Here is a 25,291-nt window from a genome sequence, read left to right on the forward strand (position 1 = left end):
AGCCAGGAAAGCTTAGCCGAAAACTCCAGCTTCAAACGGTCCAGTTTTCAGGGGGCAGAGCACACTCAAAAGCGCAAGCACGCCCGGAACGGAATGCTGTCGCCCGTCGACTTCGAGCGACAGCAGAGACTGAGACAAGACGGCGTCTAAGAAATGCGGGGCTATTCAAGGCGAGCCTCGCGCCGAGCTTCACTCCAGCGCAGGCTCCACGGCGGCTCCCGACATCAGTTCCTCGACGAGAAAAGCCGTAAGCTGCTGGCGGGTGTTCAGGCCGGATTTGCGGAAGACGGCGTTCAGCTGGGTCTTCACGGTCGATTCCGATTTGCCGCGCAGTTCGGCGATCTCGCGGTTCGAGAATCCCTTCATCGCGTAGACCGCGACGGCGCGCTCGGAGCTCGAGAGCCCCCATGCGTCGAAAAGGTCTTCCATATGGGACTGGAAGTTGCCCTGGACCACGTCGATCTGGCGCCCCATCGCCGCGATCCGCTTGCGGCTGTGGCGCACGAAAAGCGCGCTGGTGATGACACCGACGATCAACCCCACGCTGGCGAGGACCTGGATATATTCCTGCAAGGCCCAAGGCAGCAGCCAGGTGCGCAAACCCAGCACCTCGGACCACAGATCGCCGACGAAGAAAGCGGCACTGAGGCTTTGCACCACCAGCGCCGCATAGAGAAAGAAGGTCCGGCTCAGCCGCGCCCTCACGGGGCGCGCCGCAGGTTCGACGCCCATCGCGAGACGGGCCTTGGAAGAAAGCGGGACGTCTTCGCTCAGGTCTTTCACGGGTCAGAGACCTCCCAACCCGCCGGCGCCATCCCGGGACGAGGCCGCGCCGCCCGATCCGCTCGCCGCCTCTCCCGAGGCGCCCCCTGCTGCACCGAGCGACGCCCCCACGGAGACACCACTCGCCCCGACACCGGTCGCGACGCCGGTTGCACCGGAGCCGCTCGAGGGGCCCGCGTGCTGCGCGTTGGAGGCGCCGGTGTCCGCGCCCCCGCTCTCGAAACGCTTGATCACCGCATCGCGCTTGATCTCCCCGGTCGAACTGCTCACGATCACCTCGCGCAATTGGGTCGGGTTGCGGGCGAGGATCTGGTAACGCCCCAGAAAGGTTCGGCTCACCCGCTCGATCGCGTAGCCCTGCGCCTTGAGAGACTGGATCACCTGCAGATAGGCGGCGCTCGCCACCTGCACGGGGCGCATCAGCGGCAGGGCGCTGTCGGACAGCGCTGCGGCGGGCGCGCCGATCGCGATGGCGAGCAGCGCCGCGCCAGCCGCCGACAAACCGGATTTGTCGAAGAGGGTCATGACGATCTCCTCAAAAGAAATGTCGCTATCGCCGCCGAGGCAGGTGCAGCCGCTTCGTTGCGACGAAAGGCAGGGCGTGATCGGTTGCATGTTTCCCGGTTCTGCAGACGAGGTCGGACAGTTCTTTCGGGAAACAAACGCACCGGGCGCGTTTCGGATGCGACCTCGAGAAAAGGTGATCGCCCGTTGCGCGAAATTGTGCCCGAAATCTCGGGAACGGAAGTCCCCCGCGCTCTCGGGATCGGAAGAGAGCGCGGGGGGGAGAGGCCCTGGCCCCCGAGGGGGTGAAAGAGGGAAACGGGGGCTCAGGGCTCCGCCTGCCCCGAAAGGCTGGCGAACCGTGTTCGGGCGTTAGCCCGCGTTATCGACCACGATGGTGATGTCGCCACCCGCGTTCTGCGCCACGCCGACCACATCGCTGGCAGCGTAACCCTTGGCCGAGAGCGCGGCGGAGAGCTTCGCGTTCTCCGAGATCGCCTTCTGGACCTGACCGATGGTCGATTTCTGCGCCTCGATGGCCTTTTCGACCTGCGAGGTCAGCGCCTGCGAACCGGTCTCGAGATTGGCGAGCGTCACCAGCTTCACCTGCGTGGCGGCGTTTCCACCCGAGATCTTCGCGCTGACATCGCTCATGGCGCTGGCCTTGGCCGAAGCCTCCAGGCCGGAGACGACCGAACCGACGGTCATGGCGCCCGCTTGCGCCGCGCCTTTTGCGGTGTCGACGACCGCGCCCGCATCAGGGGTTTGCGCCGCGGCCTGACCCGAGGCACCCGCACCCGTCGAAAGCGTCACGCCCGAACCGGTATCCGAGCTGACTTGCGCGCCGGCATCCACGCCGACCGAAGCACCAACGCCCGCGGCGGAGGCGGTCAGAGGTGCGCCCAACCCGATAGCGGTGATGGCGGCGATACCTGCGGCGGTCATTTTGCTGCGATAGGACATTTCGAACTCCTTCCTGTTTCGAAGACTATGCCGGGCACGATCATCGCGCCGCGGCTCTCACGTCCCGGAAGAAAGGAGATCGGCGGCGCAAGACCATCATCCGATCGGATGAAAACGGCTCATTCGCCCCTTTGGGCCAAAGGGTTTACGCCGATTTTTCGCTCATTCGATGACGCAGGGCGGCCCGGTGCGACAGCCCTCAGACCCCGCGCTTGTTGCCCCAGAGAAAGACGTGGAGCTGCGGCAGGACGCGCGCCGAGAACCAGCCCGCCTCGGTGACCCGGTCGACGAGCCACAGCATCCGCTCGGAAAGCGTCTCGAGATCGACGGGCGTCTGCGGGTCGACCTCGGGATTGCCCGGCTGCAGGTAGAGCGGCAGATCGGGAAAGCGCGCAGCCGCCTCGCGCGCCCAATTGAAATCGGCCTCGTCGAAGATCACGATCTTCATCACCGTGGCCCCCGCGCCCTGCCCGGCCGCGACGCATTTGGCAAATGCCTCCCAATCCACTTGCTCGCCGCTCGAGGGTGGTTTGGGCGACAGCACCAGCCAGTCGAGATCGCCGAACCAGTCGCGGGCAATCGAGCCCTGCGTCTCGCAGGCGAAGCGGTAGCCCTCGGCCTTTCCGCGCCCGATTACCGGCGCGAAATCCTGGATCGCCGGGTTCCCTCCCGAAATCGAGACGGTCAGCGGCTGTCCGCCCGAAAGTCGGCGCACCTCCTCCCAGATCGCGTCGGGCTGCATCGGCCGCCACGTTTCGCGATAGGCGCTGTCGACCGCGTGCAGGCTGTCGCACCAGCTGCAGCGGTAATCGCACCCGCCCGCGCGGATGAACACGGTAGGCTCCCCGATCAGCGCGCCCTCGCCCTGGATCGTGGGGCCGAAGATCTCGGCGATGCGCAGGGTCATGGCCGGAACTCCGCCCAGGTCTTCGGCGTCTCGCTCACCTTCACCGCCGCCGTCTCCGGCCAGCGCGCGCGGCACCAGTCGAAGAAATGCCGCGCGAGGTTCTCGGCGGTCGAAGGCACATCCAGCACATCGTTGAGATGGCGGTGATCGAAGATCTCGTCGATATAGGTCTTGAGCGGCTTGAGCTCGTGATAGTCGCGCACGAAGCCATCGCTGTTGAGCTCGGCGGAAGCCAGCTCGACCACGACGATGTAATTGTGTCCATGCAGCCGCGCACATTGGTGATCGGCGGGCAGATGCGAGAGCTGGTGCGAGGCGGAAAAATGAAACTCCTTCGAGATCCGGTACATCAGCGCCCCTCCCGCGCCGCGATCGCCGCGCGCCAGTAATCGGGATCGTCATAGACGGTCGGATCGGGCACTCCGGCCAGATCGAAAGCCTCGCGGCGCTCGACGCAGGTGCCGCAGCGCCCGCAATGATGCGCGCCGCCCTTGTAGCACGACCAGGTCTCGGCGAAGGGCGTGCCGTATTTCGCCCCCTCGGTGACGATATCGGCCTTGCTGCGATGGACGAAGGGTGTCGAGAGACGCACATCCGCATAACCGTCGAGCGCGGCCTTCTGCATCGCGTCGAAGGCTTCGGTGAAGGCCGGACGGCAATCGGGGTAGATGAAGTGATCGCCGCCATGCACCGCGGTCGCCACCGCGTCGTCGCCATTGGCCGCGGCCACGCCGAAGGCGATGGCGAGCATGATCGCGTTGCGGTTCGGCACGACGGTGATGCGCATCGTCTCCTCGGCATAGTGGCCGTCGGGCACGTCGATATCGTCGGTCAGCGCCGAGCCTGTCAGCGCCGCGCCGATCGGGCGCATGTCGATGATGTCATGGGGCACGCCAAGGCGCTCGGCGGCGCGGGCGGCGAAATCGAGTTCCTTGCGGTGGCGCTGGCCATAATCGAACGAGACGAGACGGGTGAGCGTGTCCTCGGCCGCGACCTTGTGGGCGAGCGATACCGAATCCAGTCCGCCGGAGCAGATCACGATGGTTTTCATGTTGATCCCTTGTTTTGATACCCGGGTGGGCTGCGACCGGGACGCGCGACCCCGACGCGACCTGCGCCGGAGCAACGCGCTCTCCTATCAAATCCGGGCGGGAAAGGTCAATCGCGGCAGGGCGGCTCAGACCGGCAGCAGCGCGACCAGCGCGAGCCCGAGCGCGACGAGCACCACAAGCGAGAGCGTCACCGTCGCGATCACCCGCGGCCCCGCCGCCGCGACCGCGCGCACATCGACGCCCAGCCCGAGCGCGGCCATCGAGATCACGGTGAAGATCGTGGCCCCCGTGCTCATCGGGGCGAGTGCGTCATGCGGAAGGGCACCGGCCGAGCGCAGCGCGATCATCCCCAGGAAGCCGAGGATGAAGAGCGGCGGCATCAGCCCCTTGCGCGGCGCGCCCTTCGCGTTCGGATTGCGTCTCTCCTCGGGCAGGCGCGACGCCAGCAGCGAGAGCACCACCGTGACCGGGCCGAGCATGAGCACCCGCACGAGCTTCACCAGCGTGCCGATCTGGATCGCCCCCTGCCCCATCGGCGCGGCGGCGGCGAGCACCTGCGGCACCGCGTAGACGGTCAGCCCCGAGAGGATACCGTAATGCAGCGCGCCCATCGTGAGCGCATGGCCCAGCAGCGGGAGCAGCAATACCACCGCGACGCCGAGTACGGCGGTGAAGGCGATCGAGGCGCTCACGTCGCGGCTGTCGGCCTCGATGACCGGCGCGACGGCGGCGATCGCGGAATTGCCGCAGATCCCGTTGCCGCAGGCGATCAGAAGCGCCATGCGCGGCGGCAGGCCGAGCGCGCGCCCCAGAAGGAAGGCGAGCGGCACGATCAGCGCGACGACCGCGACGATCCCGAACAGCAGCCACGGCCCGACCGAAAGCAGCGTCTGCGCGCTCACCGAGGCCCCGAGAAGAACGATCGCGATCTCGAGCACGGTCTTGGCCGAGAAATCGATCCCCGCCTTGAACCGCGCATCGGGCCGCCAGAGCGTTCGCACCGCCGCGCCGATGAGGATCGCGAGCACCAGCGGTTCGAGCCATTGTGCCCCGAAGGCGGCCTCCTCGGCCTTCGCCGCGATCACCGCGAGCACCGCGACCCCGGTGCTGAGCGCCAGACCCGGCGCGAGCATGCGCAGATGCAGGTGCGGCTGGCGGAGCGCTTGCGGCAGGGCGGTGAGGAGCGGCATGGCGGGTCCCTTTCGTGGCGGATGTCTCGGTCTGTCCCCGCTCTAATTGCGCTCTCCCATTCATCCTTCAAACGAAATGTTTTTATCGTTATGATCGCTTTTGACGATCAATAGGACTCACATGACCCCCGAACAGCTTCGCGTCTTCGTCACCGTCGCCGAGATGGAGCACATGACCCGCGCCGCGCAGGCGCTCAACATGACGCAGTCGACCGCCTCGGCGGCGATCGCGGCGCTTGAGGCCCGCCATCAGGTGAAGCTCTTCGACCGGATCGGGCGCGGGATCGTCCTGACCGAGGAGGGCCGCGCCTTCCTGCCCGAGGCACGCGCGGTGCTGGCCCGGATCTCCGAGGCCGAGGCGATGCTGGCCGAGACGCGCGGGCTTGAGCGCGGCCATATCCGCCTGATCGCCAGCCAGACCATCGCGGGCTACTGGCTCCCGCGCCATATCGCGGCCTTCCGCGCCGCCCATCCGGGCATCGATATCACGCTCGAGATCGGCAATAGCGAGGAGGCGGCGCGTCAGATCCGCGAAGGGGCGCTCGATTGCGCGCTCGTCGAGGGCGATATCGAGGACGCGAAGCTGATCCGTCGCCGGATCGGGGCGGACCGGCTCGTTCTGGTGAGCGCGACCCCGCCCCCCGAGACCTTCGCGCCTGCCGCCCTGATCAAGGCGCGGTGGGTTCTGCGCGAGGCGGGATCGGGCACGCGCTCAAGCGCGCAGGCAGCGCTCGAAAGCCACGGCATCGCTCCCGAAGCGCTTGCCCCGGCGCTTGTCCTGCCCTCGAACGAAGCGGTGTTGAGCGCGGTCGAAGCCGGTGCCGGGGTGAGCATCCTCTCGGCCCATGTGGTCGAACGCTCGCTGAAACTCGGCGCGCTCCATCGCTGGCCGCTGGAACTGCCGCCGCGCCCGTTCTACGTCCTGCGCCACCGCGAGCATCACGAAAGCAACGCGACGCGCGCCTTTCTCAGGGAGATATCGGCGGCTCAGTCCGCTTGAGCGAGCAGCCGGGAGATATGCGCCTCGATCTCGGCGGGCAGCGCGGGCTTGGGACAGATCGCCGAGCCGGGATAGCGCGAGGTGAGATGCACCGCATCGGCATGGCCGGAATGAAACAGGATCGGCACCCGCGCATCATGCAGCCGATCGGCGAGCTCATAGACCTCGCCATCGGCCAGCATCACGTCGAGAATCGCGATATCGGGGACGGTTTCGGCCACGATATCCAGCCCCGCGGCCACCGTGGCGCAGGGTCCGAGCACGCAGACGCCCATATCTTCCAGCATGCAGCTCAGGTCGAGCGCGACAACGGCCTCATCTTCGGCCAGCAACACGGCACCGTTCATTTCGTCAGGCATCCTCACTTTCGGCCGCGTTCGTAAACCGGATGTTGTAGCTGCGCCATTCCGAAGTCTGGTCCATCTCGACTTTCGCGCCGATCTGTTGCGCCGAGATGTTGACGAGGGTGGAGCCGAACCCTGCCGTCTCGGGCACCGTCTCGAGGGGCTCGTCATAGACTTCCCTCCACTCCACCGTGATCGCGCCCCCGGCATCCATCCCCCAGCAGATATCGAGCTCCCCCGCGATCGGGCCGAGAACCCCATATTTCGCGGCATTGGTGCTCCACTCGTGGAAAATGAGCGCCAAGGCGGTCAGTTCGCTCGTCGAGACCGTGACTTCGGGCCCCTCCAGCCTGAAATTCTTCGTCTTCTCGCCATAGGGCGCGAGTGTCGTCTCCAGAAGCTCGCCCATCGGGATCGTCGCATCGATCTGGCGGGTGCGCGCAAGATCGTGCGAACGTGCCAGCGCATTGATCCGCCCGCTCACGTCATCCACGAGTTCGCGCGGGGTTTCCGCGCTGCGGCCGGAGATCCGGAGCATGCCCGAGACCACCGAGAACAGGTTCTTCACGCGGTGGTTCATCTCGCGCAGCAACAGCTCGCGCATCTTCGCCGCTTCCTGTTCGGAGGTGATGTCCACGTTCAGGCCGAGCAGGGTCGTGACGCCCCCCTCTCGCATCTGCCGCCCGAGACCGCGCAGGTAGCGCTGGCCGCCGCTGGGCAGGTTCACCGCGAAGCTGCAATCGAACTCGCGCTTCTCGGCAAGGGCCGACTCGATCTCGGTGGAGACCTTCGCGCGATCCGCCTCGTCGATCCGCCCGAGGATCTCGTCGAGCGCGAAGGTGCCGGGCTCGTCGAGCTCGTAGAACTCCGCGATCGTGCCGTCGATCTCGACCTCTCCGTTGCGCGGATCGAGCGACCACACGCCGACATTGGAAATCTCGAGCGCGAGGCGCAGCCGCTGCCCTTCGCGCAGCAGCTCGTTCTCCAGCCGGAGGGTCTTGGTGACGTCGGTGAAGATCAGGGTCGCCCCCGCCACCTCGCCACGCGCATTGGTGTAAGGCGTCGCGGCCAGGGACCAGATCCTCCCGAGGGCTTGCGAACTCACCCGGACCGGGCCCGGCGACTCGCCACCCAGTACCGCGTCGATGAGGCCGATCATCACCTCGGGCTGATCGAGCGAGCTCTGCACATCGCTCAGCGGACGCCCCTGGTCGCTGTTGCGCAGGCGGATCACCTCCGCCGCCCCGTCGGTGAAGTTGCGCAGGCGCTTCTTGCGGTCGACCGTCACCAGAGCATGCAGCTTGGAATCGAAGATGTTGCGCAGATCGGCATTGGCCGCGGAGAGTTCTTCGACCTTGGTCTTCAACTCGTCATTGACAGTCGCGAGCTCCTCGTTGGTCGACTGAAGCTCCTCGTTCATCGACATCATTTCCTCGTTCGAGGACTTGAGCTCTTCATTCGCGGTCTCGAGTTCCTCGACGGTCGAACGCAGGCGCGTGCGGGTCGCGCGCAGCTCCGCCTCGAGCACCTGGACATGGCTCTCGGACGGGGCGATTTCGTCGAAGTCGTCCTGCTCGCTCGGCGCGAAGGGTGCGCGGTCGCGGAACACGATCAGGATCGTCTCGTCGGAGAGCGGGTCCGCGAGCACGTCCACCTTCTGGGAGCCGGTCTCGGAAATCACCTCGACATCGCGTATTACCTTGCGCTGCCCCTCACTCCCCGCCTCGCGGATCAGGGCGGAAAGCGCCTCGCGCAGGCCGGCGCGGGCCACGGATTGGGCATATCCCTGCCCGGTCTCTGAAGGGTCGACCTCGATATAGCGCCCGAGCCGGCCGGTCGAAGCGAGGATCGCTCCGTTTCGGTCCACCTGCATGGTTGCCGGAGCGTAGAGGTCCAGAATACGGTTGCTAGCCACTGTGCCAGTCCAGTCCTTGGGTCGTCTGAGATTGGGTTTCGGACGCGAAGGAGAGAGCCGCGAAAACGGATCGCTGCGCGTCGAGAGTTCCGTCGGGTAGGGCGAACGGGGACCGATCGTCTTGAAGATCCGCATCTGCGCATCCAGCGGCGCGAACAGCGAATCGTGACGGCCCACGGTCTCGGAGGGGCCGAGGAAGAGATAGCCGCCCCGATTCAGCGCGTAATGGAAGATCGGCAACACCCGCGCCTGCAGCTTGTCTCCGAAATAGATCAGCAGGTTGCGGCACGAGATCAGGTCGAGCCGCGAAAAGGGCGGATCCTTGATCAGCGAATGGGATGAGAACCGCACCCGCTCGCGCAGCGCCGTCGTGATCTGGAAACTGCCGTCACGCCCGATCGTGTAGAGGTCGCGCATTTCCTCGGGCAGATCGAGCAACGCCGAAACCGGGTAGCGCCCTGCCCGCGCGATCGAGAGCATCCGCTCGTCGATATCGGTGCCGAATATCTGGAAATCGAGCGCCTTCTCCGCTTTGATGATCACCTGGTCGACGAGCATTCCCAGCGTGTAGGCCTCTTCCCCGCTCGAACAGCCGGGCACCCAGATACGCAATTCGCTGCCCGGCTCCGCCTGCGCGACCAACGGTTCGATCACCTTCTCTCGCAGGACCTCGAAATTGGGCTGGTCACGGAAGAAGCGGGTGACGTTGATCAGCAGGTCCCCAAGGAGCGCCTCGGCCTCGCCGGGCTCGCTATCGAGCCTCTCGAGATAGCATTTCGCATCGACCAGCCCCACCACTTGCATGCGCCGCTGGATGCGCCGCTCGAGCGTGGAATTCTTGTAGAGCGTGAAATCATGTCCGGTGAGGCGGGTGACCGCGGCGCAGATCTCCTCAAGCGTGCCCGAGACCGGCACGACCTCCGCCTCGGCCTGCTCGGGATCGACCTCGCGGTAACCGGCGATCCGCGCGATCACCTCGGAGGGCGGGCACACCACGTCCACCATGCCCGTCGCAACCGCGGAATTCGGCATCGAATCGTAGCGCGCGCTCGCGTCCTGCGCGATGCAGAAGCCGCCATGCTCCTTCACCGAACGCAGCCCGACGGTCCCATCCGTTCCGGTTCCCGAAAGGATCACGCCCACCGCGCGTGGGCCGCGATCCTGCGCGAGGCTCTCGAAGAAATCGTCGATCGGCCGCCGCAATCCGCGCGGCTGGTTGAAGGGCGACAGATGCAGCCGGCCCTCGCGCAGTTCCAGCCCCGATCCCGGCGGGATCGTGTAGACATGGCCCGCGCTCAGCAACTCTCCATCCTCGGCCTGTTTCACCGCGAGCGCGGAGGAGCGGTCGAGCAATTCCGCGAGCAAGGATTCGTGATTTGGATCGAGATGCTGGACGATGACATATGCGCAGGGGTCGTCCTGCGGCGCCGCCTCGAGCAATTCGCGCAAGGCTTCGAGCCCGCCCGCCGACGCGCCGATTCCCACGACATAGAGATCGGATTGAGCTCCTTCCGTCACACCCCCTCCGATCTGCGCAAAAAGCCCATCACACGGCACATGCGATGGGACGAGAGGGGCTTGAGGCGGGGCAGGTTCGAATGTCCCATCGGCGCAGCCCTGTCACCGGACAGGGAATGGCGCAATATCATATGACATGATCGACCACGCAGCGTTGTTGGCGCACGCATTCGTTACACCCCGCGATACAGAATGGAGGCCATGGTCGAGACGCTGTCCGCGATGACCTTCGCCGAGCCGATCATCGCAAGCCCGAATCCGCGCGAGATCGCCTCGAGATCCGACGCGTTGCGCAGAAGTGCGGCGTCATTCGCGGCAAGGTCGGCGCGCCGGGCGGCATGGGTCAGGTCGAATTGCGAGCCCAGCAGGAGCTGCGTCGTGCCGGCGCGATCGCTCAGGCGGGTCATGAAGACGAAATTGTCGAAGACGGTGCCGTCCCTGCGCGCGTTGATCACCCGGAATCGTCCCGCCGTCACGGAGCTGTCCCCGATGAATTCCCGCATCGCGGCGCGCGATTCCCCTGTGGTCCGTTCGGTTTGCAGAAAGCGGCAGTTACGGCCCAGTGCCTGATCTGCCCTGAAGCCCGTCAGAGCGCTGAAGGCCGTGTTGACATAGACGAGGGGTGTGTCCTCGAGAACGGGCGTCGCGATGGAAAGCGCCACCGTCGAACGATCACAATATTGCACCAGAGCTTCTGGCAAATCGAAATCTGCGAGAACTGACATTAAAGAACCTGACCAACCCGTCTCACACCAAATTAACCCTTGCAGGAAAAAGTCCAGTGCGCACCTGTTTTCGGCACGGATCGGGCAGCATTTGCGTCTTGGGGGAAGTGGTACCGCCTCCCCGGCTTGAACGGGGGACCTCTGGATCCACAATCCAGCGCTCTAACCAACTGAGCTAAGGCGGCACTGGCGCGGGAGATAGACCGGGTTCGCACGGATTGCAAGACCGAGGATGCAGGAAATTCACCCCAACTCTTGCCTGCGGCGCGTCCCGGCGTTACCTGAGATCGCGTGACCCGCCCGAGGAGAGTTCCGATGAGTATCGACAAGCAAAGCGACATCGCCGCCAACATTCAGATCGGTCCGACGTCTCTGGGGATGGTGCGGATCTATGTCGAGGGCGAAGGTGTCGAACTGCCCCTCGATTTCGATCCCGACGAGGCCGAGGAAATCGCCGAGGAACTGCAGGCCGCGGCCGAAGCCGCGCGCGAGCTTTCCAAGGGCGGCAAGGGCAAGAAGAAGCCCTGAACCTCAGGGCGCGAGCCCGTCGAGACCCGGATCGGTAAGACGTTGCAGCCGCCGCGCAGCCGCGCGCGCGAAATCGAGCGTGAGCGCCTTGCGCCGGGTGGGGGCCAGTTTGTCCAGCGGCGCCTCGCGGATCATCTCGGCCCCGTAGCCATCCGCGATGAAAAGCCCCGTCCCCTCGGGCAGCAGCTCGGTCGGGAAGGCGTCATCGACAGCCCAGAAGTAACGGTCGCACCACTCCAGATAGCCACCCCATTTCCGGTCCGAGGTGAAATCGGTCCGGCTCGACTTGCATTCCACGATCCAGATCTCGCCCTTGCGGTCGAGCGCCATCAGATCGGCCCGCAGACGGGGCCGCAGGGGCATTTCGGGCACGCAGTCGAGGCCGAGTTCGCATAGCGCCCGCGCCACGCCCCGGGCGAGAACCTGACCGGGCTGAAGGTCGGAAAGAGGTGTGCTCATCATCCGGCAAAAGATGAACGAAATGGGAACAAAAGTCCAGCCGGCCCCTCAGAACATCACGACCCACAGCACGAGCAGCACCAGCGCCGCGCGAAGACCGACCGCCCCGCGCCGCGCGCCCTTGAGCAAGGTCTCGTCCTCGTAGCGCGCGCTGGCCGGCACCAGCCGCGCAAGCCCGAGGCCGGTCTCCGAGACGAACTCGGCCGCAAAGAGCCCGATGGCCAGGAGAAGATACAATACGTATTGCGCGGCAATCGCGTGCCCCGCCACGAGAACCGGCAGCAGCAAGGCGCCGGCCAGCACTTCGTGACGCACGCGTTCCACCTGCCACAGGCGCTCCAGGCCCTTTGCGAGACCACCGCTCGTACGGGCGCCGGGCCCGAATCCCTCGTCCATCTCAAACCTGCTCCCTGTCGGATCCGTTTCCTGCGATGGTAGCGACAGAACCGCCCGTGCCAAGCGCCAGAGTTTCGCATCCGCGTGAGCCCGCCGATGCCCCTTGCCGAGACCGCGAAGGCCCCCTATCTGTGCCTCCGACGGTTACTGCTCTTTCCGTGTGAGGCCCTTTTCCAGTGGCCTATACCATTCCTGAGGGAGCTGGCTCTGGCGGGGTCCTGGCCTCGTTACCTGGCGCCCACCTGATTTTTCAGGTCTCCGGGAACTTTCGCCTCCACGTCTGCTGCGGTTTCCGTCACTTTCCCCCCGAAGACAGCAAAAAGCCCCGCCGGTTCAGGCGGGGCTTTTGTCGTTGGGATCTTCGGGAAAGATCAGCGCTTGAGCTGGATCTCGCGGCGCGATTTCGGCTGATCGACCGGAACCGGGATCGCGAGCCGCTCGGCCGCGAACCCCGTGGGAATCGCGTCGCGCTTGCCGCCCCCCGCATCTTCGTCATCCTCCGCCATCCGCATCACCGCGATCGCGAACTGCACGCCGGAAAACACGATGGTGTTGAAGACGACCAGAAGGAGCACGGCGATGAAGCCGACATCCGAGGTCGAGACGAGATGCCAGAGGTTCCCGACATTCAGGCCGAGCAACAGGCCGACAAAGGCCAGTGCGATGCCGAAGCCGATGAAGACGTTCTTGATGTAGAGCCGGACGAGTTCGGGCATGGGACCTCCTCTTGCTTGATCACAATCTAGCGCAGATTCGCGTGATTCAAACAGGGGAATCTCCGAAATCGGCCCGATCGGCGGGGTTTGGCCCGTGACATGCCGACGCAGAGCCAGACCGGGCTGGCCCGCCTCGCGGCTCAGAACGCTTCCGGGCGCAACGCACGGGCCATGTGATCGAGCACCGCGTTGACGAATTTCGGCTCGCGACCTTCGGGGAAGAAGGCCCGCGCGACATCGACGAACTCGGTGATGACCACCTTGGGCGGGGTCGCGGGGGTGATGAGCTCGGCCCCCGCCGCACGGAACAGGGCACGCAGAACCGGGTCGATCCGCTCGATCGGCCATTTCGCCACCAGGGCCCGGTCGGTCGCCTGGTCGATCTTGGCCTGCCAGGTCACCGCGTCATCGACGAGCCGGCGGAACAGGTTGGGATCGCCCTCGGCCATCTCGGTGCCGTCCTCGTCGATCACACCGAAGCGATGGCTCTCGAATTCGCGGCACACCTTGGTGGCCGACTGCCCCGCAGCCTCCATCTGAAACAGCGCCTGCACGGCATAGAGCCGGGCGGCGGATTTCATCTGCCGCTTCTCTTCGGTGGTCAGTTTGCGGGGCTTGGGGCTGTCTTCGGTCATGCGCTCTCGGATCCGTCAGTCTCGCCGGCGATACGGAAGGATTCGGCGGGCTTGAACCCGATACCCTTCGTCCGGCGCGCCCATTTGCGCGACAATGAGATGAGATGCAAGGCCGCAGCGGCCGCGCCGCCGCCCTTGTTCTGTTCAGCGGGGTCCGCGCGCACCGCGGCCTGCTCGTAATTCTCGACCGTGAGGATGCCGTTGCCGATGCAGGTTCCCTCGAGCCCGAGCAGGGTCAGCCCGCGCGAGCTGTCGTTGCACACCGTGTCGTAATGGGTCGTCTCGCCGCGGATCACGCAGCCGAGCGCGACGAAACCGTCATAATCGGCCATGCGCGCGGCCATCGCGATCGCGCTCGGGATCTCGAGCGCGCCGGGCACCTCGACGATATCGACATAGGCGCCGGCCTTCTCGGCCTCCGCCTTCGCACCCGCCACGAGATTATCCGCGATTTCCTTGTAATAGGGCGCGACCACGATCAGGAGCCGCGGCGCGGTGTCGAATTTGGGAAGGTCGAGAATGTAATGCGATGCGCCAGCCATCAGCCAAGCTCCGAGATCTTGCGGGTTCCGACGATTTCCAGGCCGTAGGCGTCGAGGCCGATCACCTTGGGCTTGGGCGAATTGGTCAGCAGTTCGATCTGCGACAGGCCCAGCGACGACAGGATCTGCGCGCCGAGGCCGTATTGGCGCAGCGTGCGCGGGCTCGCCGCATCATGGGGGGCCAGTTTCATCGAGGTGTCGCGCAGCAGCACGACCACGCCCCTGCCCTCCTCGGCCACGAGCTCCATTGCGCGCGAGAACTCGTCGGCGCGCCCCTGCGGGCCGGTCCCCACGATATCGAGCAGCGGGTCGAGCGCGTGCATCCGCACCAGAACCGGCTCGGGCGTGGTGATGTCGCCCTTGATCAGCGCGAGATGCTCGTCGCCATGCGAGGCATCCGAATAGGTGCGCATCAGCCAGTCGCCGCCGAACTCGCTGGCGATCGTCTCCTCGCGCTCCACCCGCACGAGATTGTCGTAGCGGCGGCGATAGGCGATCAGGTCGGAGATCGTGCCGATCTTGAGCCCGTGTTTCTGGGCGAAGGCCACGAGATCGGGCAGGCGCGACATCGAGCCGTCCTCGTTCATGATCTCGCAGATCACACCCGACGGGTTGAGGCCTGCCAGCCGCGCCACATCGACGGCGGCTTCGGTATGGCCCGCGCGCACCAGCACTCCGCCATCGCGGGCGCGGAGCGGAAAGACATGGCCCGGGGTCGCGATATCGGCCGCGCCCCTGGTCGGGTCGATCGCGACGGCTACGGTCCGCGCGCGGTCATGGGCCGAGATGCCGGTGGAGACCCCCTCGCGCGCCTCGATCGAGACGGTGAAGGCGGTCTCGTGGCGCGAGGAGTTCGACGACGCCATCAGCGGCAGCCCGAGCGCGTCGATCCGCTCGCCCGGCAGCGACAGGCAGATCAGCCCGCGCCCATGCGTCGCCATGAAGTTGATCGCGTTGGGCGTGGCCATCTGCGCGGGGATCACCAGATCGCCTTCGTTCTCGCGATCCTCGTGGTCCACGAGGATGAACATCTTGCCGTTGCGCGCATCCTCGATGATCTCCTCGACCGGCGAGATCGCGTCGCGATAGGTCTCCTCGACCGGGCCGGGAGTGTCATGGGTGCCCGACTTGTTCACGGGGCTCTGGGTCGTCATCAGTTCCACTCCTGCAAACGGGCGACATAGCGTGCGAGCGTGTCGATCTCGAGATTGACCGGATCGCCCGCCTTCGCCTGCCCCCAATTGGTGACCTGCTTGGTATGGGGGATGATGTTCACGCCGAACTCGCGGCCCGAGACCTCGTTCACGGTCAGCGAGGTGCCGTTGAGCGCAACCGATCCCTTGGAGGCGATGAATTTCGCGAGGCTCTCGGGGGCGCGGAAGGTGAAGCGCGTGCTGTCACCCTCATCGGCGAGCGAAACGATCTCGGCCACGCCGTCGACATGGCCCGAGACGATATGCCCGCCCAGTTCGTCGCCGACCTTGAGCGCACGTTCGAGATTGAGCTTCTTGCCCGTCCACCAGCCGTTGCGCCCGATATTGGTCTTCGAGACGGTCTCGGCGGAGATCTCCACATCGAACCAGTTGCGCGGCTCCGAACCCTTGGCGATCACGGTCAGGCAGACCCCGTCGCAGGCGATCGACGCACCGATATCGATGCCCGTCACGTCGTAACTCGTCGCGATGCGCGCGCGCAGGTCGCCGCGCTGCTCAAGCTCGAGCACCTCTCCAACATCGGTCACGATCCCGGTGAACATGGTCTTATCCCCTTAGATTTCGGCTCCTAGCTAGCCCGCACGCCGCCCCTTCGCAAGGGATCAGGCCCGCACATCGCCTGCGCCCTGTCGCGTAGCTTCCTGCCGCGGGCCGCAAATTCGCCGCACTGGCGGATGAAAATGGCACAAATCCCGTGACTTCGCACCCGGCATGCGCGATCACGGGCCAGGGACGGGGTGACGGGGCGGAATGCAAGGCTTTCACGATCGCCATTTTCTGATGCTGCAGGGGCCGCACGGGCCCTTCTTCCACCAGCTCGGCGCGATGCTGCGTCAGGCGGGGGCTCAGGTCTGGCGCGTCGGCTTCAATCCGGGCGACGAAGCCTTCTGGCGCGACCGCCCCTCCTATATCCGTTTCGACGCCCCTTCCGACAGCTGGCCCCGCCGCCTGCGCGAACTCGTCTCCGAGAAGGCGATCACCGATCTCGTGCTCTATGGCGACATCCGTCCCCTCCATGCGCAAGCCGTCGAGATCGGGCGCGAGCTGGGCCTGACGGTGCATGTCTTCGAGGAAGGCTATCTGCGCCCCTATTGGGTGACCTATGAGCGTGGCGGTTCGAACGGCCATTCGCGCCTGATGGAGATGTCGGTGGCGCAGATGCGCGAGGACCTCGCGCGCTCCGAGATCGAGTTTCCCGACGCCCCGCCCCGCTGGGGCGACACCCGCCACCACATCTTCTACGGCGCGCTCTACCATTTCCTCGTGATGGCGCGCCCCCGCCCCTATCGCCATTTCCGACCGCATCGCGACATCGGCGTCATCGAGGAGTTCCGCCTCTGGCTGCGCCGCCTTCTGCTGATGCCATTGCACATGACGGAACGCCGCCTCGCCACCCGGCGGGTGCGCCGCGGCGGCTTTCCCTATCATCTCGTGCTGCTTCAGCTCGAGCATGATGCGAGCTTCCGGGCCCATTCTCCCTTCACCAGCCAGACCGAGTTCATCGAGCGCGTGATGGCCGGGTTCGCACGCGGCGCCCCGCCCCATCACCACCTCGTCTTCAAGGCCCACCCGCTCGAGGATGGCCGCGCCCCGATCCGGGCCGCGATCCGCAGCGCCGCGCGCAGCCACGCCCTGGAGGCGCGCGTGCATTTCGTGCGCGGCGGCAAGCTCGCGGGGCTTCTGGCGCAGGCGCGTTCTGCCGTCACCGTCAATTCCACCGCTGCGCAGCAGGTGCTCTGGCGGGGCCTTCCGCTCAAGGCGCTCGGCCGGGCGATCTTCGACAAGCCGGGCTTCACCTCCGCCCAGCCGCTCGAGGAGTTCTTCGCCAATCCCGACCGCCCCGATGCCCGCGCCTACCGCGCCTATCGCCATTACCTCCTCGAGACGAGCCAGGTTCCGGGCGGCTTCTATTCCGCCCGCGGCCGGCGCGCGCTGCTTCGACAGGTGGTCGACATGATGCTGGCGGCGGAAGATCCCTATGACGCGCTGACCGAGGGCAAAGCGGCCCCGAGGCAACAGTTGCGGGTGGTGAGATAATTTTTTCTCGTTTTTTTACCGATGGTTCGGTAGATTCGCTGCAAAACGAACAAGCAGCATCCCGAACGAGGAGCGCGAGCAGTGAATACCCGACCCAACCGCAGGGCCCTGTTGACGGGCCTTTCCGCGACGTTGCTGACCGCCTCTTGCGGCCTGCCGCGCTCCGGCCCGAACAAACGCGAGCTCTTTTCCGGCTCGGTCTTGCGTCAGGGCGACGCTTTCGTCGTTCAGGTCAATGATTTAGTCACCCGCGCCACGGCCGTGCAGCCCGCCTTGGGCTTCTCGTCGAAATTCATCAATGCCAGCCCGCTCGGATCGGACACGATCCGGCCCGGCGACACGCTCGCGCTGACGATCTGGGAAAACGTCGATGACGGGCTCCTCGCGAACCAGGGCGCGAATGCGACGCAGCTGCAGCAGGTCCAGGTGGACAGCGCCGGTTACATCTTCATCCCCTATGCCGGGCGCATCAAGGCCGCAGGCAACACCCCCGAAGGGCTGCGCCGGGTCATCACCGCCAAGCTCGACACCCAGACGCCGGACCCGCAGGTGCTCATCTCGCGCACGGCCGGAAATGGCGCGACCGTCTCGGTGATGGGCGCGATCAACGGCCAGGGCGTCTATCCGATCGAGCGGCCGAACCGCACGCTGTCGGCGATGATCGCCCGGGCGGGCGGCGTTTCGATCCCCGCCGAAGTCGCCAAGATCACCGTCAAGCGCGGCAGCATGGCGGAATCGGTCTGGCTCAAGGATCTCTACGAGAATCCGAGGATGGATATCGCGCTGCGCGACAATGACGTGATCCTCGTCGAGAAGGACAAGCGCTCCTTCACCGCCCTCGGCGCGACCGGCAGCCAGGCGCGGGTGCCCTTCGAGACCCAGACCCTCTCGGCGCTCGAGGCGATCGCCACCGTGGGCGGCCTGCAACCGAACCTCGCCGATCCGACCGGTGTCTTCGTGCTGCGCAACGAGCCCGCCGATATCGCGATGAAGGTGCTCGGCCGGACCGATCTCGTGGGCGATCAGCGCATGATCTACGTCCTCAGCCTGACCGAGCCCAACGGCATGTTCCTGGCTCGCGATTTCGCGATCCGCGACGGCGACACGGTCTATGTCACCGAAGCGCCCTTCGTGCAGTGGCAAAAGATGCTCTCGGCCCTCACCGGGCCGCTCGGGACGGCGAACACGCTGAACTCGCTCGCCGGAAACTGATGCGCGCCGCGAAAGATCTCGAAGCCGTCGGGGACATCCCCCGGCGGCTTTTCTTCTACAATGCAGGCATGTTGCGCCAGCGGCGCCTGCGCGAGATCCTGCACGCGGCCGGCCACGAGACGCTCCTCGGCCTGCCCGCGCCCGATGACGGCGTGGTGGTCTGGGGCCGCTCTCCTTACGCCGCGCGCGGAGAAGCCGTCGCCGCCCGCCGCGCGGTGCCCCTGATCCGGCTCGAGGACGCCTTCCTGCGCTCGATCCGGCCGGGGCGGATGGGCGATCCGCCGCTGGGACTGCTGATCGACCCGGAGGGCGTGCATTTCGACAGCGCCAGCCCCTCGCGGATCGAACGGCTTCTGGCCGGGACGCCGCTCGACGATCACGCGGTCCTGCAACGCGCCCGCGACGGGATTGCCCGCATCCGCGAGCTGGAGCTTTCGAAATACAATGATTTCGACCCCGCCCTGCCGGCGTCCGACCCCGGCTATGTGCTGGTGATCGACCAGATCGCAGGCGACGCCTCGATCACGCATGGCGGCGCGACCGCCGCGACCTTCCGCGAAATGCTCGCCGTCGCCCGGATCGAGAATCCCGGCGCGCGGATCGTGATCCGTACCCATGCCGAAACCCGCGCGGGGCTCCGCCCCGGTCATTACACGTCAGAGAGCGGCGATGCGGCGACGGAAATCTGCGATGCACCGATCTCGCCATGGAAGCTATTCGAGGGCGCGATCGCGGTCTACACGGTGTCGTCCCTGATGGGTTACGAGGCTATCCTCGCGGGGCACAAGCCGCGCGTCTTCGGCCAGCCCTTCTATGCCGGCTGGGGCCTCACACAGGACGAAAATCCGGTACCGCGCCGCACCCGCAAGCTCACCCGTGCGCAGATCTTCGCCGTGACCCATATCCTCGCGCCCACATGGTTCGACCCGTGCCGCAAGCGGCTATGCAGCTTCGAGGAGGCGGTCGATCAGCTCGAGGCGGAAGTGCGCGCCTTTCGCGAGGACCGACACGGCTATGTCGCGGGTGGCATGTCGCTGTGGAAGCGCCCGCATCTGCGGCGCTTCTTCGGACGGCATGGCCCGCTCCGCTTCTCAGAGCGCCCCCTCCCGGGTCGCCCGTTCCTCTATTGGGCCTCGCGGATATCCCCCGAAATCGCCGCACAAGAGCCGATCCGGGTCGAGGACGGCTTCCTGCGCTCGCGCGGTCTCGGGGCCGAACTCGTGCCGCCGCTATCTCTTATCACCGACCGTCAGGGGATCTACTACGACCCCACCCGCCCCTCCGATCTCGAGGACCTGATCGCGCAGGAGCCGCCCGCCGGCGGGCGGATGCGGGCCGAGCGTCTGAACGCCCGGCTGAGCGCGGAAGGGGTGACGAAATACAATCTCGAGGGCCCCGCACCCGCTCTTCCCGAAGGTCACCGCATTCTGGTCCCGGGCCAGGTGGAGGATGATGCCTCGATCCGGCTCGGGGCAAGCGAGGTTTGCACAAATCTCGCATTGCTGTGCGAAGTCAGGCGTCGAAACCCTGACTCCATTGTCATTTTCAAACCTCATCCCGATGTCGTAGCAGGGCTTCGCCCGGGCGCGGTGGCGCGGGACATGGCCGCGAAATATGCCGATCTGGTGTTGCCCAAAGTCGATCTGGGCGCCCTGCTCGAAACCGTGGACGAGGTCTGGACGATGACCTCCGGGCTGGGCTTCGAGGCGTTGTTGCGCGGCAAGCCGGTCACCACGCTCGGCGCGCCCTTCTATGCCGGATGGGGGCTCACCCGGGATCTCGCGCGGATGCCGGAACGGCGCAAAGCCCGGCCCGATCTGTTACAGCTCGCCCATGCCGCGCTGATCGCCTATCCGCGCTATCTCGACCCGGTGAACCGCCTGCCCTGTCCGCCCGAGGTGGTGCTCGACCGGCTTGCTCAGGGTGAGATCCCGCGCAGGGGGCCGCTCAATCGCGGCTTGTCGAAATTCCAGGGGCTGCTCGCTTCCCAAAGCTGGATCTGGCGTCAATCACGCCGCCACCGGTGAAGCACATCCGCGCCGATCCGCGTGGTCTCCACCAGCCGGAAGCGCGGCGCGTCTGCCAGGTTTCCCACTCCCATCCCCCCGATCCCCGCCCGTCCATCCGAGCCCAGCAGCACCCCGGCGGTGAAGCCGATCAGCTCATCGACAAGCCCCGCCGTCGCCAGCGCGGCCGCGAATTGCCCGCCACCCTCGCAAAACACGCGGGTGAGGCCCCGCGCCCCGAGCGCCTCCATCACCGCGAAGGGATCGAGCCCGCCCCCAGCCAGGGCAGGCAGATCGAACAGCTCGGCCCCCAGTTCCGACCAGTAATCGCGCGCCTCCCGCGGCGCACGGGGGCCATGCATGAGCCAGAGCGGGGCCTGATCGAGCGACCCGGCCAGACGCGCGCTCGGCAGATCGAGCGTCTCGGAGACGATGACCCGGACCGGCGCGCGCAGCGGCGTGAAATTGCGGACGGTCAGCAGCGGGTCATCCGCCCGCGCGGTCCCGCCCCCCACCATCACCGCGTCGAATTCGGCACGCATCGCATGAACGCGTGCGCGCGCCTCGGGCCCGGTGATCCACTGGCTCTCGCCCGTGGCGGTGGCGATCCGGCCGTCGAAGCTGCTGGCGAGCTTGAGTGCGAGCCACGGCCGGTTGCGGGTGATGCGGCTGAGGAAGCCGGCCTGAAGCGCGCGCGCCTCGGCCTCGAGGCAGCCGGTCTCGACCGCGATCCCGGCCGCACGCAGCTTTTCATGGCCGCCGCCCGAGACCCGCGGATCGGGATCCTCCATCGCCGAGACCACCCGCGCGACCCCGGCCGCGATCAGCGCCTCGGAACAGGGCGGCGTCTTGCCGTGATGGGCGCAGGGTTCGAGCGTGACATAGACGACAGCGCCGCGCGCCGCCGCACCGGCCTGGGCCAGCGCGCGCACCTCGGCATGGGGGCGGCCACCCGGCTGGGTCCAGCCGCGTCCGACGATGCGCCCCTCGCGCACGATCACGCAGCCTACCGCCGGGTTCGGCCAGACATTCCCGAGGCCGCGCCGCGCGAGGCCCAGGGCAAGCGACATGAAGCGCCGGTCGGCGCCCGTCACTCCGCCTCGCCCGGCTGCGGCGGACGCAGTTCGGAGACGAATTTGTCGAAGTCGTCCGCTTCCTGGAAGTTCTTGTAAACGCTCGCGAAACGCACATAACCCACGGTGTCGATCCGGGCCAGCGTCTCCATCACGATCTCGCCGATCACCTTCGAGGAGATATCGGTCTCGCCCATGCTCTCCAGACGGCGCACGATGCCCGAGATCATCTGGTCGATCCGCTCGGGCTCGACGGGGCGTTTCTGCATCGCGATGCGGATCGAGCGTTCGAGCTTGTCGCGGTCGAAATCCTCGCGCTTGCCCGAGGTCTTGATCACCACGAGGTCGCGCAATTGCACGCGCTCATAGGTGGTGAAGCGTCCGCCACAGGCCGGGCAGAACCGCCGCCGCCGGATCGCCACATGATCCTCGGCCGGACGGCTGTCCTTCACCTGAGTATCGACATTTCCGCAAAATGGGCAGCGCATCGCGTCCCCCTCGTCCTTGGTCCCGCCTCTACCTGGGGTCTTAGGGCCCCGGTTGTCCACAAGACCTTAGCCTGCCCCTCAGCATTTGGGTAGAAAAAATGTATGAACCCCAGATATGGCGGCGAGATGTGTCTTGGGAGACTCAGCGCAAAAGCGCCACCACCTCGCGCCGATGTGCCGCCCGGCGATGTTCGAAAAGGTAAATTCCCTGCCAGGTCCCAAGCGCCATCCGCCCAGAAATGACAGGTATCTGCAAATGCGTAGGCAGGAGAGCGGCTTTGATATGGGCGGGCATATCGTCCGGCCCCTCATAGGTATGGGTGAGATAACCCATGCTCGGATCGGTCGTAGGCGGCACGAGGCGGTGGAAGAATTCCGTCAGATCGGTGCGCACCTCGGGATCGGCGTTTTCCTGAATGAGCAGGCTCGCGGAGGTGTGCCGGACGAAGAGCGTGAGCAGCGCCTCCTCGACATTCGCGACATCGACCCAGGAGCGCAGCTCGCGGGTGAATTCGTAGAGGCCCGGACCCGACGTGGAGATTTCGAACGCGGTATGCATCAGCGCTCCGACGCGGGCCGCGCCTGCGTGCGATCGGTCGCGACAATCGCGAGGCATTCGGGGTTGAGGTCCATGATCCTGCGCTCCTTCACCCAGAGCGCATCCGCCGCCGCCGCGCTGAGCCCGCGGGTGACCATCGCCTTGGGCGCGGGCGTCCCGTCCCCCACCCCGGAGACCACGGTAAAGGTCCCGTCGGGCGCCGCCTCGACATAAAGGAAACAGGTCCCCGCCTGATCCATCCGCGCAGGATCGCTCGCGGGCGCGCCCGTCATCTGGCAGGCCGCAAGAACCAGAGGGGCGAGGAGGAGAAGACGGGTCATGGCGGGCTCCCTGTTGGTGTCCGTTCAGGGATAGCAGGCGGGCCGGTTTCGGGGAAGCCTCGGCGGGCGGCCTGTATCGGATGGGGCCCCGGCCAGAGTGACCATGTGAGCGCCCCCAGCCCCAAAAAGCAAAACGCCCCCTTCCGGGGGCGCCTTTCATTACTGGTCGAGGAAGCTCCTGAGCTTCCGGCTCCGGCTCGGATGCTTGAGCTTGCGCAGCGCCTTCGCCTCGATCTGGCGGATCCGTTCGCGGGTGACCGAGAACTGCTGCCCCACCTCTTCGAGCGTGTGGTCGGTATTCATCCCGATGCCGAAGCGCATGCGCAGCACGCGTTCCTCGCGCGGGGTGAGCGAGGCCAGAACCCGCGTCGTGGTTTCCTTCAGGTTTTCCTGAATCGCGCTGTCGAGCGGCAGGACCGCGTTCTTGTCCTCGATGAAATCGCCGAGCTGGCTGTCTTCCTCGTCGCCGATCGGCGTCTCCAGCGAGATCGGCTCCTTGGCGATCTTCATCACCTTGCGGACCTTCTCGAGCGGCATCTGCAGCTTCTCGGCCAGTTCCTCCGGCGTCGGCTCGCGGCCGATCTCGTGGAGCATCTGACGGCCGGTGCGCACCAGCTTGTTGATCGTCTCGATCATGTGGACCGGGATGCGGATCGTGCGCGCCTGGTCCGCGATCGAGCGGGTGATGGCCTGACGGATCCACCAGGTCGCATAGGTCGAGAACTTGTAACCGCGGCGGTATTCGAATTTGTCGACCGCCTTCATCAGGCCGATATTGCCTTCCTGGATCAGGTCGAGGAATTGCAGGCCGCGGTTGGTGTATTTCTTGGCGATGGAGATCACGAGACGCAGGTTCGCCTCGACCATTTCCTTCTTCGCCTGACGCGCTTCCTTCTCGCCCTTCTGCACCTGGTTCACGATGCGGCGGAATTCCGAGATATCGACCCCGACATACTGGCCGACCTGCGCCATGTCGGCGCGCAAATCCTCGACCTTGTCCGAGGAGCGCTCGAAGAGCATCTGCCAGGCCCGGCCCGATTTCGCGGCCATCCGCTCCATCCAGGTCGGATCGAGTTCATAGCCGCGATATTCCTCGATGAACTCGCGGCGGTTGATGCGCGCCTGATCGGCGAGCTTCACCATATTCGAGTCGATCGACATGATCTTGCGGTTGATACCGTAGAGCTGGTCGATCAGCGCCTCGATGCGGTTGTTGTGCAGGTGAAGCGAATTCACCAGCTCGACGATCTCGGAACGAAGTTTCTGATAGGCGGCCTCATCGGCGACCGAGAAGGAGCCATCCTCGTTGAGCGTCGCCGACATCCGCAGATCCTGCATCTCGGCCAGGTTCGCATAGTCGCGCGCGATCAGTTCGAGCGTCTCCAGCACGCGCGGCTTGAGCGCGGCCTCCATCGCGGCAAGAGAGAGGTTCGCCCCCTCCTCGTCGTCCTCGTCGTCGGTCTGGATCGGGTTGCCGTCGGCGTCGAGCTCTGGCTCGGAGGATTTCTTTTCCTCCGACGGCGCGGCGCCGTCGAGCACCGGCTCGGCGATCTCTTCCTCTTCCTCGCCTTCGAGCGAATTGCCGAAGGTGGTCTCGAGGTCGATCACGTCGCGCAGCAGGATCTCCTCGTTGAGAAGCTCGTCGCGCCAGATGGTGATCGCCTGGAAGGTCAGCGGGCTTTCGCACAGCCCGGCGATCATCGTGTTGCGCCCGGCCTCGATACGCTTGGCGATCGCGATCTCGCCCTCGCGCGAGAGCAGTTCGACCGAGCCCATCTCGCGCAGGTACATCCGCACCGGATCGTCGGTGCGGTCGAGCGTCTCGCTCTGGCTGGTGGCGACGGCGACCTCGCGCGAGCCGGACGAGGTCGTGGTGACCTCACCGCCGGAGCTCTGCGCGCCATCGTCCTCGTCGGCCTCCTCGGCCTCGATCACGTTGATGCCCATTTCGGAGAGCATCGACATGACATCCTCGATCTGATCCCCCGAGACCTGCTCGGGCGGCATCACCTTGTTGAGCTGGTCATAGGTGATGAAGCCGCGCTCTTTCGCCTCGGCAATCATCCGCTTCACCGCGGCTTGACTCATGTCGAAAGAATTGGCGTCGTCACTCGGGGTGTCGGACTTGTTGTCGTCGATGTCTTTGGCGGCCATTTGGGCTCCTCGGTCAGGGCTTGGATCGGCTCAAGCTATGACGAAAGCGAA

At 65.9% G+C, this 25,291-nt stretch carries 27 protein-coding genes, 1 tRNA gene and 1 other RNA gene; 6 read left to right on the forward strand and 23 right to left on the reverse strand.

Annotated features, from left to right (window positions below):
* Positions 1-189 precede the first annotated feature (189 nt).
* From DW2_RS16425 to DW2_RS16455, 7 genes are all read right to left on the reverse strand, one after another.
* Complete coding sequence (locus tag DW2_RS16425) at positions 190-783, reverse strand: helix-turn-helix transcriptional regulator (RefSeq protein ID WP_081875041.1); 594 nt, start codon at positions 781-783, stop codon at positions 190-192.
* 3 nt (positions 784-786) lie between these two features.
* On the reverse strand, positions 787-1,308 hold the full coding sequence (locus tag DW2_RS16430; protein WP_156103005.1) for a hypothetical protein: 522 nt from the start codon (positions 1,306-1,308) through the stop codon (positions 787-789).
* Between the two features lie 351 nt (positions 1,309-1,659).
* Positions 1,660-2,250, reverse strand: a complete 591-nt coding sequence (locus DW2_RS16435; protein ID WP_038148261.1) for a hypothetical protein — start codon at positions 2,248-2,250, stop codon at positions 1,660-1,662.
* A 199-nt stretch (positions 2,251-2,449) separates the two neighbouring features.
* On the reverse strand, positions 2,450-3,157 hold the full coding sequence (queE, locus tag DW2_RS16440; protein ID WP_038148262.1) for a 7-carboxy-7-deazaguanine synthase QueE: 708 nt from the start codon (positions 3,155-3,157) through the stop codon (positions 2,450-2,452).
* On the reverse strand, positions 3,154-3,507 hold the full coding sequence (gene queD / locus DW2_RS16445) for a 6-carboxytetrahydropterin synthase QueD (RefSeq protein WP_038148263.1): 354 nt from the start codon (positions 3,505-3,507) through the stop codon (positions 3,154-3,156). The genes queE and queD overlap by 4 nt, the downstream gene beginning before the upstream one ends.
* Positions 3,507-4,208 (reverse strand): 7-cyano-7-deazaguanine synthase QueC, encoded by a 702-nt coding sequence (gene queC / locus DW2_RS16450; RefSeq protein ID WP_038148264.1) that lies wholly within the window; start codon positions 4,206-4,208, stop codon positions 3,507-3,509. Before queC ends, queD begins: the two co-directional genes overlap by 1 nt.
* Before the next feature lie 126 nt (positions 4,209-4,334).
* On the reverse strand, positions 4,335-5,399 hold the full coding sequence (locus tag DW2_RS16455; protein WP_081875042.1) for a YeiH family protein: 1,065 nt from the start codon (positions 5,397-5,399) through the stop codon (positions 4,335-4,337).
* Between the two features lie 121 nt (positions 5,400-5,520).
* Between DW2_RS16455 and DW2_RS16460 the strand changes: the two genes are divergently transcribed.
* Positions 5,521-6,399: a LysR family transcriptional regulator gene (locus DW2_RS16460; RefSeq protein ID WP_038148265.1), complete on the forward strand. Its 879-nt coding sequence runs from the start codon at positions 5,521-5,523 to the stop codon at positions 6,397-6,399.
* Here the strand turns inward: DW2_RS16460 and DW2_RS16465 are convergent.
* From DW2_RS16465 to DW2_RS16480, 4 genes are all read right to left on the reverse strand, one after another.
* Positions 6,387-6,746: a response regulator gene (locus DW2_RS16465; RefSeq protein WP_038148370.1), complete on the reverse strand. Its 360-nt coding sequence runs from the start codon at positions 6,744-6,746 to the stop codon at positions 6,387-6,389. The genes DW2_RS16460 and DW2_RS16465 overlap by 13 nt on opposite strands.
* A gap of 4 nt (positions 6,747-6,750) precedes the next feature.
* On the reverse strand, positions 6,751-10,176 hold the full coding sequence (locus tag DW2_RS16470) for a chemotaxis protein CheB (RefSeq protein ID WP_038148266.1): 3,426 nt from the start codon (positions 10,174-10,176) through the stop codon (positions 6,751-6,753).
* A gap of 173 nt (positions 10,177-10,349) precedes the next feature.
* Complete coding sequence (locus tag DW2_RS16475; protein WP_038148267.1) at positions 10,350-10,901, reverse strand: PAS domain-containing protein; 552 nt, start codon at positions 10,899-10,901, stop codon at positions 10,350-10,352.
* A 108-nt stretch (positions 10,902-11,009) separates the two neighbouring features.
* Positions 11,010-11,086: transfer RNA gene (locus DW2_RS16480), tRNA-His, on the reverse strand.
* 130 nt (positions 11,087-11,216) lie between these two features.
* On the opposite strand from DW2_RS16480, the gene DW2_RS16485 reads away from it, so the two are divergent.
* Positions 11,217-11,429 carry a DUF6324 family protein gene (locus DW2_RS16485; protein WP_038148268.1) on the forward strand — a complete coding sequence of 71 codons (213 nt, stop codon included), beginning with the start codon at positions 11,217-11,219 and terminating at the stop codon, positions 11,427-11,429.
* A 3-nt stretch (positions 11,430-11,432) separates the two neighbouring features.
* Here DW2_RS16485 and DW2_RS16490 read toward each other — a convergent pair whose 3' ends face one another.
* Positions 11,433-11,891: an MmcB family DNA repair protein gene (locus DW2_RS16490; protein ID WP_038148269.1), complete on the reverse strand. Its 459-nt coding sequence runs from the start codon at positions 11,889-11,891 to the stop codon at positions 11,433-11,435.
* 45 nt (positions 11,892-11,936) lie between these two features.
* Entirely contained in the window at positions 11,937-12,284 is a 348-nt protein-coding gene (locus tag DW2_RS16495) for a hypothetical protein (RefSeq protein ID WP_038148270.1), read from the reverse strand.
* Positions 12,285-12,425: 141 nt separating this feature from the next.
* Here DW2_RS16495 and ssrS point away from each other — a divergent pair.
* Positions 12,426-12,580: non-coding RNA, 6S RNA (ssrS, locus tag DW2_RS20405), on the forward strand.
* Positions 12,581-12,655: 75 nt separating this feature from the next.
* On the opposite strand, the gene DW2_RS16500 is transcribed toward ssrS, so the two are convergent.
* The 5 genes from DW2_RS16500 to DW2_RS16520 all read right to left on the reverse strand — a co-directional run bounded on the left by DW2_RS16500 (position 12,656) and on the right by DW2_RS16520 (position 15,933).
* Positions 12,656-13,000 carry a hypothetical protein gene (locus DW2_RS16500; RefSeq protein ID WP_038148271.1) on the reverse strand — a complete coding sequence of 115 codons (345 nt, stop codon included), beginning with the start codon at positions 12,998-13,000 and terminating at the stop codon, positions 12,656-12,658.
* A gap of 140 nt (positions 13,001-13,140) precedes the next feature.
* Positions 13,141-13,635 (reverse strand): transcription antitermination factor NusB, encoded by a 495-nt coding sequence (nusB, locus tag DW2_RS16505; protein WP_038148272.1) that lies wholly within the window; start codon positions 13,633-13,635, stop codon positions 13,141-13,143.
* Entirely contained in the window at positions 13,632-14,177 is a 546-nt protein-coding gene (locus DW2_RS16510; RefSeq protein ID WP_038148273.1) for a 6,7-dimethyl-8-ribityllumazine synthase, read from the reverse strand. Before DW2_RS16510 ends, nusB begins: the two co-directional genes overlap by 4 nt.
* Positions 14,177-15,331 carry a 3,4-dihydroxy-2-butanone-4-phosphate synthase gene (ribB, locus tag DW2_RS16515; RefSeq protein WP_038148274.1) on the reverse strand — a complete coding sequence of 385 codons (1,155 nt, stop codon included), beginning with the start codon at positions 15,329-15,331 and terminating at the stop codon, positions 14,177-14,179. Before ribB ends, DW2_RS16510 begins: the two co-directional genes overlap by 1 nt.
* Positions 15,331-15,933 carry a riboflavin synthase gene (locus DW2_RS16520; protein WP_038148275.1) on the reverse strand — a complete coding sequence of 201 codons (603 nt, stop codon included), beginning with the start codon at positions 15,931-15,933 and terminating at the stop codon, positions 15,331-15,333. The genes ribB and DW2_RS16520 overlap by 1 nt, the downstream gene beginning before the upstream one ends.
* Before the next feature lie 208 nt (positions 15,934-16,141).
* On the opposite strand from DW2_RS16520, the gene DW2_RS16525 reads away from it, so the two are divergent.
* The 3 genes from DW2_RS16525 (at position 16,142) to DW2_RS16535 (ending at position 20,667) form a co-directional block, all read left to right on the forward strand.
* A complete protein-coding gene (locus DW2_RS16525) occupies positions 16,142-17,428 on the forward strand; it encodes a capsule biosynthesis protein (RefSeq protein ID WP_038148276.1) in 1,287 nt (428 codons plus the stop codon).
* 111 nt (positions 17,429-17,539) lie between these two features.
* Positions 17,540-18,640, forward strand: coding sequence for a polysaccharide biosynthesis/export family protein (locus tag DW2_RS16530; RefSeq protein WP_238321354.1), 1,101 nt, complete (start codon positions 17,540-17,542; stop codon positions 18,638-18,640).
* The gene (locus DW2_RS16535; protein ID WP_038148277.1) at positions 18,640-20,667 is read left to right on the forward strand and encodes a capsular polysaccharide biosynthesis protein; all 2,028 of its coding nucleotides are present in this window, start codon (positions 18,640-18,642) and stop codon (positions 20,665-20,667) included. Before DW2_RS16530 ends, DW2_RS16535 begins: the two co-directional genes overlap by 1 nt.
* Here DW2_RS16535 and ribD read toward each other — a convergent pair.
* The 5 genes from ribD to rpoD form a co-directional block, all read right to left on the reverse strand.
* A complete protein-coding gene (gene ribD / locus DW2_RS16540) occupies positions 20,646-21,740 on the reverse strand; it encodes a bifunctional diaminohydroxyphosphoribosylaminopyrimidine deaminase/5-amino-6-(5-phosphoribosylamino)uracil reductase RibD (RefSeq protein ID WP_051856315.1) in 1,095 nt (364 codons plus the stop codon). The genes DW2_RS16535 and ribD overlap by 22 nt on opposite strands.
* A complete protein-coding gene (gene nrdR / locus DW2_RS16545; RefSeq protein WP_038148279.1) occupies positions 21,737-22,207 on the reverse strand; it encodes a transcriptional regulator NrdR in 471 nt (156 codons plus the stop codon). The genes ribD and nrdR overlap by 4 nt, the downstream gene beginning before the upstream one ends.
* A gap of 142 nt (positions 22,208-22,349) precedes the next feature.
* Positions 22,350-22,766 (reverse strand): secondary thiamine-phosphate synthase enzyme YjbQ, encoded by a 417-nt coding sequence (locus tag DW2_RS16550; protein WP_038148280.1) that lies wholly within the window; start codon positions 22,764-22,766, stop codon positions 22,350-22,352.
* On the reverse strand, positions 22,766-23,086 hold the full coding sequence (locus DW2_RS16555) for a hypothetical protein (protein WP_038148281.1): 321 nt from the start codon (positions 23,084-23,086) through the stop codon (positions 22,766-22,768). The genes DW2_RS16550 and DW2_RS16555 overlap by 1 nt, the downstream gene beginning before the upstream one ends.
* A 159-nt stretch (positions 23,087-23,245) precedes the next feature.
* A complete protein-coding gene (gene rpoD, locus DW2_RS16560; protein ID WP_038148282.1) occupies positions 23,246-25,240 on the reverse strand; it encodes an RNA polymerase sigma factor RpoD in 1,995 nt (664 codons plus the stop codon).
* Positions 25,241-25,291: the final 51 nt, after the last annotated feature.

The sequence above is a fragment of the Thioclava atlantica genome, from assembly GCF_000737065.1.
Classification (GTDB): Bacteria; Pseudomonadota; Alphaproteobacteria; order Rhodobacterales; family Rhodobacteraceae; genus Thioclava; species Thioclava atlantica.

Bases quoted from the DNA above. Each gene is read 5' to 3' on its own strand.
- queE (WP_038148262.1), bottom strand. From the start codon at position 3,157: ATGACCCTGCGCATCGCCGAGATCTTCGGCCCCACGATCCAGGGCGAG.
- DW2_RS16525 (WP_038148276.1), top strand. From the start codon at position 16,142: ATGCAAGGCTTTCACGATCGCCATTTTCTGATGCTGCAGGGGCCGCAC.
- DW2_RS16465 (WP_038148370.1), bottom strand. From the start codon at position 6,746: ATGAACGGTGCCGTGTTGCTGGCCGAAGATGAGGCCGTTGTCGCGCTC.
- rpoD (WP_038148282.1), bottom strand. From the start codon at position 25,240: ATGGCCGCCAAAGACATCGACGACAACAAGTCCGACACCCCGAGTGAC.
- DW2_RS16485 (WP_038148268.1), top strand. From the start codon at position 11,217: ATGAGTATCGACAAGCAAAGCGACATCGCCGCCAACATTCAGATCGGT.
- DW2_RS16550 (WP_038148280.1), bottom strand. From the start codon at position 22,766: ATGCATACCGCGTTCGAAATCTCCACGTCGGGTCCGGGCCTCTACGAA.
- DW2_RS16435 (WP_038148261.1), bottom strand. From the start codon at position 2,250: ATGTCCTATCGCAGCAAAATGACCGCCGCAGGTATCGCCGCCATCACC.
- DW2_RS16535 (WP_038148277.1), top strand. From the start codon at position 18,640: ATGCGCGCCGCGAAAGATCTCGAAGCCGTCGGGGACATCCCCCGGCGG.
- DW2_RS16460 (WP_038148265.1), top strand. From the start codon at position 5,521: ATGACCCCCGAACAGCTTCGCGTCTTCGTCACCGTCGCCGAGATGGAG.
- DW2_RS16475 (WP_038148267.1), bottom strand. From the start codon at position 10,901: ATGTCAGTTCTCGCAGATTTCGATTTGCCAGAAGCTCTGGTGCAATAT.
- nrdR (WP_038148279.1), bottom strand. From the start codon at position 22,207: ATGCGCTGCCCATTTTGCGGAAATGTCGATACTCAGGTGAAGGACAGC.
- DW2_RS16500 (WP_038148271.1), bottom strand. From the start codon at position 13,000: ATGCCCGAACTCGTCCGGCTCTACATCAAGAACGTCTTCATCGGCTTC.
- DW2_RS16520 (WP_038148275.1), bottom strand. From the start codon at position 15,933: ATGTTCACCGGGATCGTGACCGATGTTGGAGAGGTGCTCGAGCTTGAG.
- ribB (WP_038148274.1), bottom strand. From the start codon at position 15,331: ATGACGACCCAGAGCCCCGTGAACAAGTCGGGCACCCATGACACTCCC.
- DW2_RS16455 (WP_081875042.1), bottom strand. From the start codon at position 5,399: ATGCCGCTCCTCACCGCCCTGCCGCAAGCGCTCCGCCAGCCGCACCTG.
- DW2_RS16430 (WP_156103005.1), bottom strand. From the start codon at position 1,308: ATGACCCTCTTCGACAAATCCGGTTTGTCGGCGGCTGGCGCGGCGCTG.
- DW2_RS16490 (WP_038148269.1), bottom strand. From the start codon at position 11,891: ATGATGAGCACACCTCTTTCCGACCTTCAGCCCGGTCAGGTTCTCGCC.
- DW2_RS16495 (WP_038148270.1), bottom strand. From the start codon at position 12,284: ATGGACGAGGGATTCGGGCCCGGCGCCCGTACGAGCGGTGGTCTCGCA.
- queD (WP_038148263.1), bottom strand. From the start codon at position 3,507: ATGTACCGGATCTCGAAGGAGTTTCATTTTTCCGCCTCGCACCAGCTC.
- nusB (WP_038148272.1), bottom strand. From the start codon at position 13,635: ATGACCGAAGACAGCCCCAAGCCCCGCAAACTGACCACCGAAGAGAAG.
- DW2_RS16510 (WP_038148273.1), bottom strand. From the start codon at position 14,177: ATGGCTGGCGCATCGCATTACATTCTCGACCTTCCCAAATTCGACACC.
- queC (WP_038148264.1), bottom strand. From the start codon at position 4,208: ATGAAAACCATCGTGATCTGCTCCGGCGGACTGGATTCGGTATCGCTC.
- DW2_RS16555 (WP_038148281.1), bottom strand. From the start codon at position 23,086: ATGACCCGTCTTCTCCTCCTCGCCCCTCTGGTTCTTGCGGCCTGCCAG.